Annotated in this window: 13 protein-coding genes and 1 pseudogene; 7 read left to right on the top strand and 7 right to left on the bottom strand. The window is 44.2% G+C overall.

Translation table 11 applies throughout. The features are described 5' to 3' along the window. The first annotated feature begins 128 nt into the window (after positions 1-128). On the top strand, positions 129-689 hold the full coding sequence (locus tag A3766_RS02025; protein ID WP_068507962.1) for a YecA family protein: 561 nt from the start codon (positions 129-131) through the stop codon (positions 687-689). On the opposite strand, the gene A3766_RS02020 is transcribed toward A3766_RS02025, so the two are convergent. Beyond that, positions 640-2,364: a fused response regulator/phosphatase gene (locus A3766_RS02020; RefSeq protein WP_068507963.1), complete on the bottom strand. Its 1,725-nt coding sequence runs from the start codon at positions 2,362-2,364 to the stop codon at positions 640-642. The two genes, A3766_RS02025 and A3766_RS02020, sit on opposite strands and share 50 nt — an antisense overlap. 47 nt (positions 2,365-2,411) lie before the next feature. Beyond that, positions 2,412-2,987, bottom strand: a pseudogene (locus A3766_RS32550) (methyl-accepting chemotaxis protein); the annotation flags it as partial. An 804-nt stretch (positions 2,988-3,791) separates the two neighbouring features. Here A3766_RS32550 and A3766_RS02010 point away from each other — a divergent pair. After that, positions 3,792-4,445: a hypothetical protein gene (locus tag A3766_RS02010; protein ID WP_156499694.1), complete on the top strand. Its 654-nt coding sequence runs from the start codon at positions 3,792-3,794 to the stop codon at positions 4,443-4,445. 29 nt (positions 4,446-4,474) lie between these two features. Here the strand turns inward: A3766_RS02010 and A3766_RS02005 are convergent, their stop codons facing one another. Both A3766_RS02005 and A3766_RS02000 read right to left on the bottom strand, forming a co-directional pair. Continuing rightward, positions 4,475-5,098: an L-threonylcarbamoyladenylate synthase gene (locus A3766_RS02005; protein ID WP_068509760.1), complete on the bottom strand. Its 624-nt coding sequence runs from the start codon at positions 5,096-5,098 to the stop codon at positions 4,475-4,477. Between the two features lie 77 nt (positions 5,099-5,175). Then, positions 5,176-5,490 carry a BolA family transcriptional regulator gene (locus tag A3766_RS02000; RefSeq protein ID WP_068509757.1) on the bottom strand — a complete coding sequence of 105 codons (315 nt, stop codon included), beginning with the start codon at positions 5,488-5,490 and terminating at the stop codon, positions 5,176-5,178. 298 nt (positions 5,491-5,788) lie between these two features. Between A3766_RS02000 and A3766_RS01995 the strand changes: the two genes are divergently transcribed. From A3766_RS01995 to A3766_RS01980, 4 genes are all read left to right on the top strand, one after another. Beyond that, positions 5,789-6,481: a response regulator transcription factor gene (locus A3766_RS01995; protein ID WP_231872080.1), complete on the top strand. Its 693-nt coding sequence runs from the start codon at positions 5,789-5,791 to the stop codon at positions 6,479-6,481. A 76-nt stretch (positions 6,482-6,557) separates the two neighbouring features. Continuing rightward, a complete protein-coding gene (locus A3766_RS01990) occupies positions 6,558-8,192 on the top strand; it encodes a FecR domain-containing protein (RefSeq protein WP_068553046.1) in 1,635 nt (544 codons plus the stop codon). Between the two features lie 123 nt (positions 8,193-8,315). Beyond that, a complete protein-coding gene (locus A3766_RS01985; RefSeq protein WP_068509752.1) occupies positions 8,316-10,913 on the top strand; it encodes a CHASE2 domain-containing protein in 2,598 nt (865 codons plus the stop codon). A gap of 19 nt (positions 10,914-10,932) precedes the next feature. Further along, positions 10,933-11,799: an NAD(P)-dependent oxidoreductase gene (locus A3766_RS01980; RefSeq protein ID WP_068509750.1), complete on the top strand. Its 867-nt coding sequence runs from the start codon at positions 10,933-10,935 to the stop codon at positions 11,797-11,799. A 51-nt stretch (positions 11,800-11,850) separates the two neighbouring features. On the opposite strand, the gene topA is transcribed toward A3766_RS01980, so the two are convergent. Further along, entirely contained in the window at positions 11,851-14,514 is a 2,664-nt protein-coding gene (gene topA, locus A3766_RS01975) for a type I DNA topoisomerase (protein WP_068509747.1), read from the bottom strand. Positions 14,515-14,755: 241 nt separating this feature from the next. Here topA and A3766_RS01970 point away from each other — a divergent pair, with 241 nt between their 5' ends. Continuing rightward, positions 14,756-15,559: a hypothetical protein gene (locus A3766_RS01970; RefSeq protein WP_068749923.1), complete on the top strand. Its 804-nt coding sequence runs from the start codon at positions 14,756-14,758 to the stop codon at positions 15,557-15,559. 156 nt (positions 15,560-15,715) lie between these two features. On the opposite strand, the gene fadA is transcribed toward A3766_RS01970, so the two are convergent. Together fadA and fadB are read right to left on the bottom strand one after the other, a co-directional pair. After that, complete coding sequence (fadA, locus tag A3766_RS01965; RefSeq protein ID WP_068509740.1) at positions 15,716-16,891, bottom strand: acetyl-CoA C-acyltransferase FadA; 1,176 nt, start codon at positions 16,889-16,891, stop codon at positions 15,716-15,718. Positions 16,892-16,922: 31 nt separating this feature from the next. Continuing rightward, on the bottom strand, positions 16,923-19,070 hold the full coding sequence (gene fadB, locus A3766_RS01960) for a fatty acid oxidation complex subunit alpha FadB (RefSeq protein ID WP_068509739.1): 2,148 nt from the start codon (positions 19,068-19,070) through the stop codon (positions 16,923-16,925). Positions 19,071-19,272 lie beyond the last annotated feature (202 nt).

Genomic DNA, 19,272 nt, shown 5'->3' with positions numbered 1-19,272 from the left:
TACCAGGTACTGCAGATACTAATCTGTGGAAAATCAGTTTATACTCTCGTTTTTTATACCACCCCGCTCCCAACCAGCGCCCATACACACATGAACGCATTGGTTGCACTGTCATACGGTTTTAGCAAATGTCACTAAGCGAACAACAAATTGAACAGCTCGAAGATATTCTTTTTGCCGAGCATCTAAATGAAGAGGCTTTGGATTATTTTGGCTTTCACGGCCTTGTATGCGCCAGTGTTATCGGGCCGGTAGACTTTGACACTAACACTCTTATCTCTGTGCTATTTGGCAATGATGATATCGAGCTTAGTGAATCTGAAATCGCCACTATTGAAAGCTGTATCGAAGAGATCAAGTCGACATTGCTTGAAGAGATTAATGAAGACCGCGATATACTCTTACCCTACAGCGATGAAACTGATGACGACAGCGAAACTCACTACGATGCCTGTCTTGAAAGCTGGTGCACAGGCTTTATGGAAGGTTTCTTCTACAAAGAAAAGGCATGGTTCTGCAAAGGTGAAGATGTTACCGCCGAATTGCTACTTCCTATCATGGCCCTTTCAGGCCTATTTGATAGTGATGAGTTTCAAGAAATACGTCGAAACGAAAAGCTTTTATCCCAATTCGAAGAAATTATGCCGGAGCAATTGGTGGATATCTTTCTTTTCTATCATTCGGATTAAGTGCCAAGGTCGCCTCGACACAGCGGCCTTCATCACTATATTCAACCGTTTCACACAGAGATCGGACCAGCGCAATTCCGCGCCCCCATGGTTTAGTATTCATTGCCAGGTCTTCGTTCTGTGAAGCAAAATCAAAGCCTTTCCCGGTATCTCTGAGACTTATTTTCAACTCACTACCGGAACGCTCGTAATCAAAGCTCACACTAATGCTAATGCGGCCCGCATCCAAGGCGTCCATCCGTTCCTGACGCTGCTGATAGTACTTTGTAAATCCGTCATGACTGCCTTTTATAGTAGAGTCTAAGGCTAATAAACCATGCTCCAGCGAGTTGGAGTAAAGCTCAGACAAAATAGTCCTGATCATATCGGCTCGACGGTACAAAAACAGATCTGCTGGCAACACTTTAATGACCTGCACAATGGGGTCAGGCTGAGAGTGTATTCTCTCTGCATCAAGATCGACATTAACTGACCAAGGCAAATTCGTCTTTGGTTCAAGATCTATTACACTAGAATTATCAATTGGGCCTGCGGTGATTTCAACCAAAGAGATATCGTCCTGCTGCGCAGAACCTTGGCTGAAGCTATGATAGTCATCCAGTAGGCCGTCAAACACACGCTCTTGCCCGCCCTCTTTCACTCGGCGGTCAAGTGAGTCCATCACTCGTTCTTCACCAAACATTTCATCACTGTCTGTAGGGCTTCCTTCAAGAATTCCGTCAGTGAACATAAACAACTTATCACCATAACGTAATTCGTGTAGTTCTATCTCACTATTGAAGCGCTCTGCCGGCACGATACCGAGCGGCATATGTCTCGACTTTACGACACTTACAAGCCCCTCCCCAGGTCTTGTAATATACGCATCTGGCAACCCCCCTGCCCATACTAATGCTTTATCTCCCGATTCTGGCACATGTATTAGTGTCGCGGCGCAAAACATGTACTCAGGCAAAAAGGACTTTAAGGACTTATTCATCGAAGACGCAATTTCCATAATCGGCATACTTTTTTCACACATGGAGAAAAATGCTTGCGAGACAGGAATCGTACCAATTGCTGCAGCTAAACCATGACCAGTAAAGTCACCGAGAAAAGCATATAAACCACCACTTGGATTTTCGGCCAAAAGAAAGATATCGCCATTAAAGGTCGACATTGAAGAAAGATAGCTTTTAACATTTTTACAGTTCTGCAAGCTCCTCTTGAGCGTATGATTTAATACATGACGCCCCATCTCATGTTCTTGCGTTAATGTCGCGTGTAGACGGGTTAGCTCACTGTTTTTCGCATGAACTTGCTGGGTAAGCTCCTGAGTTCTCGCATGAGCCTTAATCTTCGCTTTTAGAACAATGCCATTAATGGGCTTTGGTAAATAATCATCTCCACCACTCTCCAGGCAAGCAAGCAAAGATTTCTCATCATGTTTTGCTGTCAGAAAAATAATAGGAACATGGGTATCGCCTGCGCGCTTTTTAATTAAGGACGCGGCTTCATAGCCATCCATAACAGGCATGACAATGTCCATCAGAACAAAGTCTGGCTGGTGCTCATCAAACTGCTCGACTGCTATCTGCCCATTTTCAGCTTCGATGCAGTCGTGGCCTTCGGATTCAAGCAAATACCTTACTAGAATACGATTCGATTCATGATCGTCCACAATTAGAACATTCATTCCCATTGTCTGTACTACCCACCCACGCTATTGATTAATATTTTGCGTTAAAACAATGAGACATTGTCATCACTCGCTTCTGCCGCAACACTGCTCTTAGAGCCACTCTTTTGCTTGCCAATCTCTTGCAATAAGTCGAGTATTTCGGCTTCACTGGACACACTCCTTACCTTATTCAGCGCCTCTTGTAACAAAGAGTTTTGTTGCAGAAAAGAGTTAATATCGGCACTAACATTATCAGCAAACTGTGAACTCCTGACCGCGTCAGCCACGTCCACTTTTAACGTTTCTGTATAAGCGGAAGCTTCATCCATAGTATTTTCAATGGTGACATTTGTTTGCTCCAAATCTACAAGCATTTCATCGACATGGGCTTTCGCACTGATCGCCATATTCATATCCAAGGATGCGATCTCTCCCACAATTTTGCTTACACCATCAATCGCGCGCTTTGTGTTCTCAGATGTTTCAAATATTTTGTCATTAAGGGTGTTTGAGTTTTGCGACAAGGTACGTACCTCGTCAGCAACCACGGCAAATCCTCTGCCGGCTTCACCAGCTCTCGCTGCCTCGATTGCCGCATTTAATGCCAATAAATTTGTTTGATCAGCAATACCCCTGATCTGCCCTAGCAAGGTAAAAGTTTGTTCAAAATGATGTGACATATCCTCGATTCGGTGAACAGCAAAGATACTTTTTTCACTCACCTCAACCAATAATCTGACATAACTATCTATTATCCCCATCAACTCATCAACAAATTGCCTGACTGTTACTTGCTCTTCTCCACTTGTTGTTTCATCCTCATGGACCATAGCAACAACTTTTAACAAGAGCTCTCTTTGTCGTTCAGATTTCTGAGATATTCCGGTAAAACTGGCACTAATCTGATCAGCGCTTTCAGTCACCTTCTGATTAATGTGGACAAGATTTTCCTTCACAAGCTCTGCTTGTTCACTCATTACTGCGCATGCTTCCTGAGTGAGTTCAGTGGCCTTATCATTTAGCAGTGATCGCTCTTGTCCCGCATAACGACTACGAAGACTCTGCACATTTGCATAGTGGGCCCAAGCCCAAGCAATTGAGGTTAGAACAACCGGTATAAATATGAGTTTGGTGGGTATATAAAAACAACCCAGCGTCGTCAACAATGTGAGAATAATAGGTAAAACCGGTGCGCGATACGCTGACATTTCTGACATAGAACAAGATTGCCTAATTATTAAGAAACCAAATCCCTGCAGTCTAGTAAGCAAAGCCCTTCTTTGCCAGCAGCTATTCAAATCTAGGGGTGGGACAATTCCATGTTAACTTACCCTAGCCGCCTAACAAGCTTGGCATTTAATTTGCTATTCCTTAGATAACTAGCATTTTTTGTCAGAAAACGGTCATTGATTGCCGAACTGGAACTTAGCGAGCAAATAACCATGGCACATATATCAACAGAACAAGCCTTACAGATCCCTCAGCAACTACAACGTCAGGACTCTCAAAACGGTACTGAAAACAGCAGCCACGCAGACGACAGTGCCAGACGCAAAGAACAAGCAGAAAAGCGAGTATTGCTAGACGATGCGGTCACTTTATTAAGACTAGGCATTCAAAGTCAAAGTAAAAAGGTAAATGTTGAAACATTCAAAACGGAGTTAGGCCAAGATAAAGCCTTCCTCAAGGAAACTCTGCGTAATAAGCTTGCTGAGTACAACTTAAACCCGAGAACCCAGCTAAGTGTAGAGAAGGATATTTACGGCAACATTGAGATCAAAGGCGCGATGCGCCCAAGCGATCATGAAAAAATAAGTACTGACCTTAACAACAACAAACACTTTAAAGAGGCTTTTCAGCGTTTGAGCAAACAGCAGCCTACACTTGATTACGTAGACAATGTCGTGAAGATTTCTGGTGCATATGGAGTTGGTAATAATCTCTTTAATGAGCTAATTAGCGAACAAAATGAGCATAACAAATTAAATGATATCGCCCATCGCTATGAAGCACTGAAAACCAACAAAATCACCAATAATAGTGAGCAAGCAGCTCTGTCGAAGGATAACAGCTTCCGCTTAACGATAAACGCATAAACCGTACCCGCCTAAACAAGCGGTGATACTTAGCCCTCGAAAGCCGAGATGTCACCGCAGCCTTTACGAACAATCTCCGTTTCTTCGCCTGATAAGTTCACCACAGAGGTTGCCTCAAAGCCACAGAAGCCACCATCTATAACCAAATCAAGCGTATGCTCTAACAAAGAACGAACCTCGTAAGGGTCAGTCATAGGCATATCATCACCAGGCAAAATAAGCGTTGTACTCATTATTGGCTGACCAAGCTCTTCCAGCAAGGCTAAAGCAATTTCGTTGTCCGGAATTCGGATACCGATTTGACGTCGCTTTGGGTTCATTAAACGCCGCGGAACTTCAGTCGTCGCATCGAGAATAAACGTATAAGGGCCCGGTGTGTGTGCCTTTATCTGGCGGTATTGTTGATTATCAACTTTAGCGTAGGTTGATATATCCGTTAGGTCACGACATACCAGTGTAAAGTTATGCTTTTCATTAAGCTTTCGAATCTGCCTAATTTTATCGGCGGCCTTCTTGTCGCCTAAATGGCAACCTAGTGCGTACGCAGAGTCAGTCGGATAAGCAATCACACCACCGCTTTCAATGATCTCTGCCGCATGTTTAATCAACCTCGCCTGAGGGTTCTCAGGATGAATCTGAAAAAATTGACTCATCGTACCTACTCCTAATAAAGGGCAATTCCAATTGAATATCTATCAGCTATTTAGGGTTCTGGCCTGCTACAGCTGTACTATTTAGAGCCACCCATACAGTTTGGGGACTCTGGTGATTTCTCACCCATGATACTCGACCATTCTTGCGGAACATATAAATGTAGTGCCAAAGCATGTAGGCCTTGCTCCATTAAGCCACCAAGCAAGGCATAGACACTTTGATGACGAGCAACTTTAGACTTTCCCTCAAAATCCTCAGTAACCAAAGTCACCTTAAAGTGAGTCTCAGAGTTAGGAGGCACGCTATGCATATGGCTCTCATTTAATACCTCTATAAACTCAAGTTCAAAATTGTTACTCAACAAGTCCTGAATCTCTTTTTGACGCGACATCTTAGTACAACCATTTCATCTATGTAATTAAGCATTATAACAGCGAAACTCGCTATTCAAGGGGGTCTGATACTAATCTCTAAATCATGATAAAGCGAGCAAAATGATCACTTGCTTAAAACTGCCCTCCAGTGCCACGAAAACAAAACTACAAAAGCATTACAATTTAGAACAATCTTGATAATGATTCAGCATGTATTATCTGTAGGATATTAGCTAATTTCCAAGACAATTCAGAAAAAGCATCTACACTAGAAAAAACACAAAAAAATAATACAGAACATATATTTAGGGGATAATGATGAAAATTGCTTTGTTAGAAGACGAGCTGGAACAAGCACAAAACCTTAGTGCGATGCTGGTAGAAAACCAACATAGTTGTGATTTCTTTCAGACTGGCAAATCTTTTTTATACGAAGTACTACATAACAGTTATGACTTGTTAATCCTTGATTGGCAGCTTCCAGACATGGAAGGTACCGAAGTTCTTAAATCGATTCGCTCAGAGCTTAGCTGGCGGATACCTGTAATATTTCTGACCTCCAGAGATAGCGAAGCCGATATTATAACGGCCCTTGATGCAGGCGCTGACGACTATCTTGTCAAACCAGCCAGACCTGGAGAGTTAAAAGCTCGAGTCAACGCCTTAGCAAGACGCTCCGCAAACGAGGTAGAAGAGCAAGAGGAGATGGTTATTGGCCCTTATGTGATTAATCTGACTAAAAGAACCATCGTGTCTTTTGGTGAAGACGTGCCACTGACCGATAAAGATTTTGATTTAGCCGTCTTCATGTTTCAGAACATTGGGCGCCTACTATCCAGAGACTACCTGTTGGAAAGGGTTTGGGGAATTTCTATCAACATCAATACTCGGACCGTCGATACGCATGTCAGTCGCTTAAGACGCAAATTGCATATCAAACCTGAGAACGGATTTCGCGTGAAAACAGTTTATCAACATGGGTACAGGCTGGAAAAAGTTGGCGACTAGAGATAAGGACAGCAGCTCTTAACCTGCTCTTGGCTAGAAGCTTTGATATTAATAATGTAGTGAGCATGATTTATTTATGAAATTTGGACGTATTGATATCCATAAACTAACGACGACAGTCATCAACTTCGTCATGCTCTTATGCCTTTCTTGTGCTATTTCTAGCGTCTTGCTAACTTCGGTATCGTTTGCTCAAACACCTCAGGTGGAAGAGTGGCACTACACGCTGCGCCCTGGCGACAACCTGCAAAAAGTCAGTCAAGGCCTTCTCAACAGACAGCACACCTGGACTGATTTAATACGTTATAACAAGATTGAACAGGTCTCGGCCCTGGCCCCTGGCTCAATTATTAAAATCCCTATGCACTGGCTAAAACATCAACCAAAACCGGCTGTTGCCAAGTCAGTTTCTGGTAGTGCCTTGATCAAACGCGCCAGCAAGAGTGTATTTAAGCTACTCAAAACAAATATGAATATTCGTGTCGGTGATGAAGTTGCGACAAAAAAAGGTAATGTTTTAATTGAGTTTGCAGACAGCTCAACCATTCGCTTGGAAGAAAATTCCAACCTGGTCTTCAATAAACTGTCCCACTTTGGCAAGACTGGCATGGTTGATACGCGACTAAGGCTCAAGAGAGGCTCACTGTCCACTGAGGTTACACCCTTGGTTAAAGGATCTCGCTACGAGATTACCACCCCATCGGCGGTAGCAGCCGTGCGCGGAACTGAATTTCGTTTGAGTACCCAGGGTAATGAAACACAGCTGGAAGTTATTGAAGGTGAAGTCTCTTTTGCTGGTGAACATGGGACGACTCAAGTTTTTGCAGGCAACGGTGCGCGCATCAAAAAAGGTAGCGCGATTATTGAGCAGACAAAGTTAGCTGACGCCCCCAAAGCACTATTTGCAGAGAGAGTTGTAGACGACCTTCCTTCAACTCTGTCTTGGGAAGAACAAAAAAGCGCCGAAGCTTATCGAGTTCAACTCACTGACAATAAGCAAAATGGAAAACTTGTTAAGCAAGGGAAAATACAAAAGCCTGAACTTGAGTTGGAACATATTGAGAATGGTGAGTATGACGTTTCCATGCGCGCCATTGACGCTAATGGTTTTGAGGGTGTCGACTCCGTTACACGCATAGCAGTGGACATTGGCACAGAGCAAGCAAAACTCATTGCGCCGCTTGCCAAAAGCATACTTGATAGTACCAAACCTACATTTAGCTGGAACTTTGTTAAACCGGATACGCTCGGAAAACTACAGATTTCCAAAGACAAAGGTTTCAACCTGCTAATCAGCCAAACAGACTTTGATGCAGCGCAGCAGATTGCACCAAGGAAAGCATTGATGCCCGGCTCATACTATTGGCGCGTAGTATCGCTTGCAGATGACGGCGAAACAGCGAATAGCGAAGTGCGTAACTTTTCTGTCCGCGGTATATTGAAACCCGTGAAGATTCTAAGTGTTAACTATATCGACAGCCAAGTTGGCCTGTTCTGGAATAAAGTAGACAATACCCAAGCCTACATATTGCAGGTGTCTGATAGCAAAAGCTTCGAAAACATTCTGAAAGAACAGACCATTGCCAAGGCTCGAGCCCACCTAAGATTAACACCTGGAAAGCGCTATTTCGCTCGGGTTAAGGGAATTGGCAACGAACTATTCAGTTCAGACTTTGGCCCAATCAAAGAGCTATATATTGAAAATGAATAATATGTTGCCTTGCAACAATAATGTTCGTACTGTCATCGGCGCATATCATTTTTTCACATGACAGCGAACATTTTTGCTAAGATGCGTTCGGCCCAACAACGACAGCAATAATAATAGAACCTTATGGCTAGAAACATTCCCGAATCCAGGCCTTATGCGCAGTACCTTTTGACTCTCGCCCTACTCGTGGTGAGCGCTTTTTTGGTCTATACACAAGCGGCCAAGCGCCTCGATCTCTTGGCTTACGACACCGCAATAAACCTCACCCCGGTTCCCGCTGACGAAAATACGGTTATCATCGCCATAGATGAAAAGAGTCTCAATAGTATTGGCCAATGGCCATGGCGGCGTGCAATCCATGCACAGCTAATTGAAAAACTAACGCAGTACAACACCGCACTGATTGCCTTAGATATACTTTTTTCAGAAAAAAGCGCTTCGCACCCAGAAGATGACCTTGCCCTCGCAGCAGCGATCAAGAATAACGGCAACGTTCTACTGCCATTGCACCTACAACCGCTGACTCACGGCGGAACACTTGTTGAAATTCTTCCGATACCTAAACTGGTTGAAGCTGCCAGAGGTATGGGTCATGTCCATGTTGACCTGGACCAAGACGGACTTGCGCGCGGACTATATTTGAACTCAGGTGTCGGCGATGCTCATTGGCCTAGCTTATCAATGGCGATGGCAAGCGAAGTTAACCCCATGATCCAATATATTCGCATGGTAGCATCAAGTAACTCTCCTTATATGTCAGTCAACACCCAATATCGCTTAATACCTTTTGCTGGCCCTGGCGGCACATTTCCGACCTACAGCTATCTGGAGGTTATGCTTGACCAAGTACCTGCTGAAGCATTTCGCGACAAGACCATTTTGATCGGCGCAACGGCTGCAGGTCTAGGCGATATTATTCCAACGCCTGTATCAAGAAGCGGCACCTCAATGTCTGGCGTTGAACTCCATGCCAACGCCTACTCTGCACTACTTAATAATACCGCTATTCGACCTGTTGATTCGGTTTGGGCTTACTTGCTGACATTTGCTTTCATCATGATCCCTATCCTGCTGTTTCCGCGACTCAAACCAACGCATGTCTTACCTTCTGCGATCCTGCTAGTACTGTTGGTTTTTAGTTTTAGCTACCTACTAATACTACTAGATAAGACCTGGTTTCCACCCATTAATGCAATCATTGGTATTTTACTCGCATACCCTTTGTGGAGCTGGCAACGCATGCGGCAGCTAAACCAATTTTTAAACCATGAGTTGGAAAGGCTTGAAAAAGAACCTGCGATTAGCTTCCGTCATATCGGTCAGCACCCGGTGCAAGAAATCTTCGAATCTTTAAATGCCCTGCTAAAACCTAAGCACTACGTTCTACTTAAAGATAAGCAAATTATTCTGCAAGATGAACATACGCCGCTTAGTTACCAGCGCTTAAAATCAACAAACAAGTGGATGCATGATGGGCACACCAGCTGGATAACCCTAGCTCAGGAATCTGACTCTGGCGTGACATCCTTCTACCATATGGGCTTTGTATGGGCTCATCCAACCAACCTATCTGAACATCAGGACTATCTAAACAAACTCGACTTCACAACACCACTAGCACGCAATAAGCCCCGATATTATGAGAAGGTTGCCAATCGAATATCACAGGTACGTGAAGCAATACATTCCATGCAAGACATGAGAACCTTTATATCAAAAGGCTTCGAAGAAATTCCCAATGCGGTATTTGTTACCGACCCTGTTGGCTTAATCGTATTTACCAATAGTCATGCTCAAACTTGGTTTTCTGAATCAAACGGAACGCTACTAGGACAAGCTATTTGTACATTGTTTGACCCCCAACAAAACATTCAGCTAAGTCAAAATATGAGTAAGGTATTAGTCAACGGCGCACAGACCAATGATGAAATCCAGTTAAATGATAGAGACGTTCAGGTTCATTGCGCCCCCTTTATTGTCGATGAAGACATTGACGCAGGCTTGATGATCACACTTTCAGATATCACCGAAATTCGCCAACAACAGCGTGAAAAAAATCAGCTTATTGACTTTTTATCTCACGATGTCCGTTCTCCGCTGGTATCACAGCTAGCCATGCTTAACGGGCTCAGAACTGGTCGAATCAACTGGGATAGCACGCTAATTGATGAAATTGAAAGCCACGCCAAAAGAAGCTTGAATCTGTCAGACCAATTTTTGCAAATCACTCGCGCAGAACAGAGCGCCGAGCAAAGCTTTTATGAGTTTGACCTGCTCAATGCAGTCGAAGATAGCATTGACTCCTTGTCCCAACAGGCAAAAGCGAAAGGCATTAATCTAGAGTTCTCTGATGAAGAACCTATCTGGCTACTCGGCAATGCAGAGTTGATTGAGCGAGCTATCACCAACCTGCTTTCCAATGCTGTCAAATACAGCCCTGAAGACACAACGGTTACAATTAAAACCCGTTGTACTCAAGATAAGGCGATTATCGATATTTCAGATCAAGGCTTTGGCATCAGTCCTGAAGAGCTTCCTTTTATTTTCAAGCGCTTTCACCGCCAAAGACAGACAGAATTAAGCGGCGATAAAGGTGCAGGTTTAGGTTTGAATTTTGTCCAGGTTGTAATTAAAAAACACAAAGGTAGCATTGATGTTCAGAGCGAAGCGAATCAAGGCACCTGCTTTACCTTGACCTTACCACTAGCAGAGAATAATTAAATACTTGGAGCAACATTCCATGACAACTAAAGTTTTGTTCATAGGTTTAGGGGTAATGGGATATCCTATGGCTGGTCACCTTTCCAAACATTGTGACCTTCACGTCTACAATCGTAGTACCTCAAAATCCCAACGTTGGCTCGAAGAGTATGAAGGCCAAATACTGCTAGACCTTAAGAAGATTGATCATAAGTTCGACCTCGTCATAAGCTGCATCGGCAATGATAAAGATCTCGAAGAGGTCTACCTGTCCGAACAAGGCCTGCTCGCCCAATGCGATAGCAAAACACTTTTTATCGATCACACCACCGCTTCCGCTGAACTCGCTAGACGTATTGACGCCAGCACTAAGCAAAAAGGTATGGCATTTATCGACGCTCCCGTTTCTGGCGGCGAACAGGGTGCAATTAATGGCCAGCTAACCATTATGTGCGGCGGCGAAGAAGCAGCTTTCAAACAGGCAAGCGACCTTATGCGGCACTATGCCAAAGCAATGAACCTGCTTGGCCCGTGCGGCTCAGGACAACTCTGCAAAATGGCCAATCAAATGGCCGTAGCCGGTGTGGTACAAGGGCTGGCCGAGGCCATCCATTTCTCAGAGAAAGCTGGCCTGGACTGCAAGCAAGTCGTCGATGTGATATCCAAAGGAGCTGCGCAATCATGGCAAATGGATAATCGTTCAGACACCATGATCGATGCCGAATACGAACACGGTTTTGCCGTAGATCTAATGCGCAAAGACTTAAACATCTGTTTATCTGAAGCTCGGAATATCGGCGCAAAACTTCCCCTAACGGCGCTGATTGACCAGTTTTACGCAGATGTACAGGATATGGGTGGTGCAAGGTGGGATACCTCCAGCTTACTTGAAAGGTTACGTAAATGATGGACATAAAAAAAGCCGCTTAGCGCGGCTTTTTTTATGTCTGACAACTCGCTACTTCTTTTTAGCTTTTGCCTTTTTAGCTTTAGGCAATGTCTCAACCCACTTTCCATCCTGGTAATGAGCCGACCAGCCAGTAGCTTTAACCTTCTCTTCGACTTTTTCTTCAGACATCACATACTGCTCTTTCGTCTTGCGGCTAAAACGGACAATCGACGGATTGCCCTTATTATCTTTCACCGGCGCTGAGAAAAGAAATTCATACTTAGTATCAATTTCATCTTTATGAGGCAGCAGTTCACTCACTAAGGGAGCACGAGTTTCACGATTCTTCGGGAACTTACTTGCCGCGAGGAATAATCCCGCAGCCCCATCTCGTAAGATGTAAGTATCTTCAACCTTCTCACAAGTTAATTCAGGCATCGGCACTGGGTCCATCTTCGGTGGCGCGGCTTCACCATTTCGCAATAACTTACGAGTATTTTTACACTCTTCATTGGTACAACCAAAGTACTTACCAAAGCGGCCGGTGCGAAGCTGCATTTCTGATGAACACTTATCACACTCTAATACAGGGCCATCATAGCCCTTGATCTTAAACTCACCCTCTTCAACTTCATACCCAGAACAGTCCGGGTTGTTACCACAAACGTGTAGCTTACGTTGCTCATCGATCAGATAACTGTCCATGGCGGTTGAACAAATTGAACAACGGCGCTTCTTACGCAAAAGTTTTGACTCGCCTTCCTCATCATCTGCACTGGCGATTTCATCACCCGGTACAAGATTGATCGTCGATTTACAACGCTCTTTTGGCGGCAAGGAGTAACCTGAACAGCCCAAAAACACGCCCGTACTACCCGTACGAACCTGCATATGACGACCACAACTAGGGCAAGGAATATCTGTCTCGGTTGGATCATTTTCACGCATACCACCATCAAGCGACTGTGCTTGGTCTAGTTGAGTTGTGAAATGGTCGTAGAAATCATTAAGAACCGCTTTCCAGTCCTTTTCATCTTGAGCAACATCATCCAGTTGTTCTTCCATCTGAGCGGTAAAACTGTAGTCCATCAGCTCAGAGAAAGATTCAACCAAACGATCGGTAACAATATCCCCCATCTTCTCGGCGTAGAAACGCTTGTTTTCAAGCTTCACATAGCCACGATCCTGGATCGTTGAAATAATCGCTGCGTAAGTTGAAGGGCGACCGATCCCTCTTTTTTCCAATTCCTTAACCAAAGCGGCTTCTGAATAGCGCGCAGTCGGTTTGGTAAAATGCTGCTTGGGATCCAGTTTATCTAAAGATAGTTCATCGCCAACCTGAAGATCAGGAAGGATGACATCATCGTCTTTCTTGCTATTCGACGGCAACACTTTCAAGAAACCGTCGAACTTCATAACACGACCACGCGTACGAAGTGTAAAGTCACCCGCTGTCACTTCCAAAGACGAACTCAAAAATTCGGCATTATTCATCTGACAGGCCACAAAGTTACGCCAAATCAAGTCGTACAGTCTCTCAGCGTCCTTCTCAAGGCTTTTTATGCCTGAGGTAAGCACCGTTACGTCAGATGGACGAATCGCCTCGTGAGCTTCCTGAGCTCCCTCTTTACTACTATATAGTCTCGGCGCATCAGGCACATACTTACTACCCATGTTCTCAGCGATATAATCTCTACATGCGTTGACAGCATCTTCACTCAAGTTCGTCGAATCAGTACGCATGTAGGTGATATAGCCCGCTTCATAAAGACGCTGAGCTAACATCATGGTTTTCTTTACACTAAAACCTAATCGAGTACTGGCTGCTTGCTGCAAAGTAGAAGTAATAAACGGAGCATTAGGCTTGGAGCTTGTCGGTTTGTCTTCTCGTTTGGAAACTGCAAACGCGGCTTTATTCAATGCCTCTTGGTGAGCTTTGATTTGATCAGCATTTACCGGACGGAAAGCGCTACCTTGATAGCGACTGACCTGAAAGCGTGTATCACCTTTTTTACCAGCACAGAGGTCAGCAAACATTTCCCAATATTCTTCTGGGACAAACGCTCGAATTTCTTTCTCACGCTCAACAATCAGGCGTACAGCAACAGACTGTACACGACCGGCTGAAAGTCCTCGTGCCACCTTCGCCCAAAGCAAAGGTGAAACCATAAAGCCAACCACCCGATCCAGAAAACGGCGGGCTTGTTGAGCATCAACGCGAGATTGATCCAATTCTGCCGGCACTTCAAAAGCTCCTTGAATTGCCTTCTTGGTAATCTCATTAAAGACAACGCGCTTATAGCGTTCATCATCGCCACCAATTGCTTCTTTTAAGTGCCAAGCAATGGCTTCTCCCTCTCTATCCAAATCGGTTGCGAGAAAGATTTGATCGGCATTCTTAGCGAGCTTCTTGAGTTCGGTAACAACCTTTTCTTTACCAGGCAGCACTTCATAGCGTGCTTCCCAGTCATTTTCCGGGTCGATCCCCATACGGGCAATTAGCTGTTCCTTGGCTTTACGCGCTTTATGAACCGCTTTTTCTTCCGGGCTCATCTTACGTGTAGCAGCAGCCTGTTTAGCACGCTCTTGAGGCGTACTGGTAGACCCCCCCCCCGAGGTAGGCAAATCACGAATATGCCCCACACTGGACTTTACGATGTAATCAGAACCGAGGTATTTATTAATTGTCTTAGCTTTTGCTGGTGACTCGACAATAACGAGGGACTTACCCATAAAACTCCAAACTAAAGTGGTTGCTCATACGCTGCAATCTAGCTGTATATTTTTTCAGCAAAACATACCCTAAAAAGAACAAACGTGAGAATAAGTTGAATATATAAGGCGACATATATATTGATTTGTAGCTAAAGGGTCAAGTCATTGCAATGTTTTTTTCTGATTTTTGAACAAACTAGCTAGCATTTTTAAAGCCTTTGCTACACTTAAAGGGAATAAAGCCTGAAACATAGTCCACATGAATAGTACACTTATAATATCTTTGATAGCCTCCATCATTGTTATCTCAATGGTTGCCAGTGGCATAAGTTATAGCCGCCAACAAGCAATGAAAAAGCGCAAGCTTCGCATTAACAAACTAAGGCAACAAGCTGATGAGCTATTAAGCTACACCTCACTTTTATTAAAAATTGATGAAAGCTACGTACTGATCACCCAAGTTCAATCTTTAGCAGTGAACGCCTTAAAAGCAGCGCAGCAATTAGCCCCCGACGATCAATTAATTCTTTCCCACTTACGAACTCAAGAGGGAAAGTTACTAAACTTCAAAAGCGGACAACGAGAAAATAAAGTCGCCTGTTATGTCACCAGTGATATTGAACTGACCCAGGCACAAAGCCAAATCGGTCAAATCAGTAAGTTACTCGACATCTATCGCAATAAAGGCTCATTAACGGCGGCAAAGTGCCAGGAGCTGCAAATTCATCTGCAAACAGTCAAGGTCGAGCTCAACATAAATAGTAACTTATACCAGGCCGACAGCTTCGCTGAGGAAGGCGATATGACGATGTATCAGATGCATATCAAGCAAGCTCTGGACTTGCTGAAAAAGACCAGCATAGATAATGATACGAAAAACACCCGCATACGAGAGCTAAGCGAACTCCTGACCGAAGCAAAACGAACAAACCGTGTCGTAGGCGAAGGTAACTTGATCAAACCTCAAGCCAAGAAGGCAAAAAAGAAAAAACCGATCAGCGACTCAGCAGAAACGGAAACCAATCAAAACGAATGTACCGACACTTCAACTGAGCAAAAATAGAAGTAGTGAGTCGACTCAAGTAAATCTACCCCCTCTTAAAACAAAAAAACCGCAGCCAAAACTGCGGTTTTTTCTTATCTTATTAAGACACACTCCCGAAGAATACTTCCTATTGCCTAAGCAATTTTCCTGGGAGCGTGCTTATCAAAGATGGTCTTACAGACGTTCCCAAATTGTTGAGATGCCCTGACCAAGACCTACACACATGGTAGAAACACCATATTTGCCGCCCTTATCTTCAAGAACATTCAACAAAGTCGTTGAGATACGTGCACCTGAACAACCTAGTGGGTGACCCAAAGCGATCGCACCACCATTCAGGTTAACTTTAGTCTCTGCAACATCTAGCAACTTAAGATCTTTCATTACTGGCAAAGACTGACCTGCGAAAGCTTCGTTAAGCTCCCAGAAATCGATATCTTCAATGGTAAGACCAGCACGCTTAAGTGCTTTCTTAGTTGCTGGAACTGGGCCGTAACCCATGATAGCTGGATCACAACCTGCAACAGCCATTGAAACGATACGAGCACGTGGCTTAAGGCCAAGCTCTTCTGCTTTCTCAGCTGACATCAACAACATTGCTGCTGCGCCATCTGTAAGCTGTGAAGACGTACCCGCAGTTACTGTACCGCCTTTAGGGTTGAAAGCTGGCTTCAACTTGCCTAGAGACTCTGCAGTCGTTTCTGGACGGATTGTTTCATCGTCCTCAATAAGAACTTTAAAACCGTTCTCATCATGACCTTCAACTGGAACGATTTCGTTCTTAAAACGACCTTCCAATGTAGCTTCGTGAGCTAGACGGTGTGAACGCGCGCCAAACTCATCTTGCATTTCACGTGAAATACCGTGCATTTTAGCTAACATTTCAGCCGTTAGACCCATCATGTTAGATGCTTTTGCAGAGTACTTACTTGCTGCTGGGTTGTGGTCGAAACCTTTAGTCATGGATACGTGACCCATGTGCTCAACACCACCCACAACAAACACGTCACCGTTACCGGTTTGGATTGCTTGTGCAGCTGTGTGAATTGCACTCATCGCAGAACCACACAAACGGTTAACCGTTTGAGCGCCAGCAGCGTGAGGAACTTTAGTTAACAATGAAATTTGACGAGCAACGTTAAAGCCCTGCTCCATTGTTTGGTTAACACAACCCCAGATTACGTCTTCAACGTCATTAGGGTTCAATTTTTCGTTACGATCAAAAATAGCATCAATCAGCGTAGCTGAAAGTGTCTCAGCACGTACATTGCGGAAACAGCCATTTTTAGCACGACCCATTGGGGTACGTACTGCATCGATGACGACGACATCTTTTGGATTAAGACTCATAGATATTCTCCGTTCGATTCTGTTTCAGCGATTAGCCGAAAAACTTCTTGCCAGTTTTAGCCATTTCTCTCATACCCTCTGTTGGAGTGTAAAGAGCACCTAGATCAGCATACTTGTCAGCGATCTTATTAAATTCTTCGATGCCGATAGAATCGATGTAACGAAGCGCACCACCACGGAATGGAGGGAAGCCGATACCGAAGATAAGACCCATATCAGCTTCTGCTGCAGTCTCTACGATACCATCTTCAAGACAACGTACAGTCTCGATACATAGAGGAACCATCATACGCTCGATGATTTCTTCATCTGTAAATTCATTGTTGTTAAGAACAACAGGCTTGATCATGTCGTAAACGCCTTCGTCCTTCACTTTCTTCTGCTTACCTTTACGGTCTAGCTCGTAAGTGTAGAAGCCTTTGTCGTTCTTCTGACCGTAGCGGCCATCTTCAAACATAACTTCCATCGCAGTACGGAACTCATTCTTCATGCGATCAGGGAAGCCTTCAGCCATGACTTCACCAGCGTGAATAGCTGTGTCCATACCTACAACGTCTAGCAAGTAAGCAGGACCCATAGGCCAACCGAATTTCTCCATGATCTTATCAACGCGCTGGAAGTCAGCACCGTCACGTACTAGCGCAGCAAAGCCACCGAAGTATGGGAACAAGATACGGTTAACTAGGAAACCTGGGCAGTCGTTAACAACAACAGGCGTCTTACCCATTGCTTTAGCGTAAGCAACTGTCGTAGCGATTGTTTCTTCGCTAGTTTTCTCGCCACGGATAACCTCAACAAGAGGCATCATGTGTACAGGGTTGAAGAAGTGCATACCACAGAAGTTTTCTGGGCGCTTCAAGTTCTTAGCTAGCAAATCAATAGAGATTGTTGAAGTGTTTGAAGTCAAAATTGTATCTTCAGATACTTGATCTTCTACTTCACAAAGAACGATGTCTTTAACCTTAGGATTCTCAACAACCGCTTCAACAACCAAGTCTACGTCACCGAAGTCACCATAGCTTAGTGCTGGATCGATAGAGTTTAGAACTTCAGCCATTTTCTCAGCTTTCATCTTACCTTTGCTTACGCGCTTAGTAAGAAGCTTGCTTGCTTCGCTCAAACCTAGATCGATACCTGCTTGCGCGATATCTTTCATGATGATTGGCGTACCTTTTAGAGCAGACTGGTAAGCGATACCGCCACCCATGATACCTGCACCAAGAACCGCAGCTTTCTTAACTTCAGATGCTTTTGGCTCAAGCGCTTTTGCTTGTGCTTTAAGTGCCTGGTCATTCAAGAACAAACCAATCAAAGAAGCTGATACTGAAGTCTTAGCCATCTTAGCAAAGCCTTTCGCTTCAACTTCGATTGCCTTGTCTCGCGCCATACCCGAATGCTTCTGCATCGCTTTAATCGCTTCAACAGGTGCAGGATAGTTAGGACCAGCTTGACCAGCAACGAAACCTTTAGCAGTTTCGAAAGTCATCATGCTTTCCATTGGGTTCAGCTTAAGCTTAGAAGTCTTCTCTTCACGACGAGCTTTATAGTCTAGCTTGCCAGCAACTGCTTGCTTAACAAGATCGATTGCTGCAGCTTCTAGCTTATCAGCATCAACAACCGCATCTACTGCACCAAACTTAAGTGCATCAGGTGCTTTGTATTCTTTCGTGCCTGCGATCCATTCGATTGCATTATCTGCACCGATTAGACGTGGTAGACGTACCGTACCACCAAAACCTGGGAAGATACCCAGCTTAACTTCAGGTAGACCGACTTTAGCCGTTGGCGACATAACACGATAGTCCGTAGACAGACACATCTCGAAACCGCCACCCAACGCAATACCGTTGATAGCAGTTACAGATGGAAACGGAAGATCTTCAATTGCACTAAATACAGCGTTGGCCTGCAAGTTGTTTGCGATAAGCTCTTCTTCAGAACCAGCAAACAAGTCAGTAAATTCTGTGATATCTGCGCCAACGATAAAGCAATCTTTTGAACTTGTAACAATCAAGCCCTTAATGCCGTTTGCGTTCTTTAAGCTTTCCGCTGCTGCGCCAAGCTCTTCAATAGTAAGTCGGTTAAACTTATTGACTGACTCGCCCTCTAAATCGAAATTTAGCTGTGCGATTCCGCCTTCAATCTCTTTAACCGTGATGGCTTTACCTTCGTAAATCATCAACTGTTCTCCAAGTTAATTATCCGTGCTGGTCTACCTACGTCCTCTGAAAGGTCGAGGCTCCAACAAAGTTTTTTTGGGCCCGCATATTTCGCGGGAATTTTCGAAATTCATACGCTCGTTTGAATTGCGTGTGCGAACCATGTAAAAAAATCCATCATTTGTCAATTATTATTGACATAAGTAAACAATTCTTTTCTAG

Source organism: Oleiphilus sp. HI0132, from assembly GCF_001635845.1.
This window is presented reverse-complemented; position numbering and strand designations above follow the sequence as displayed.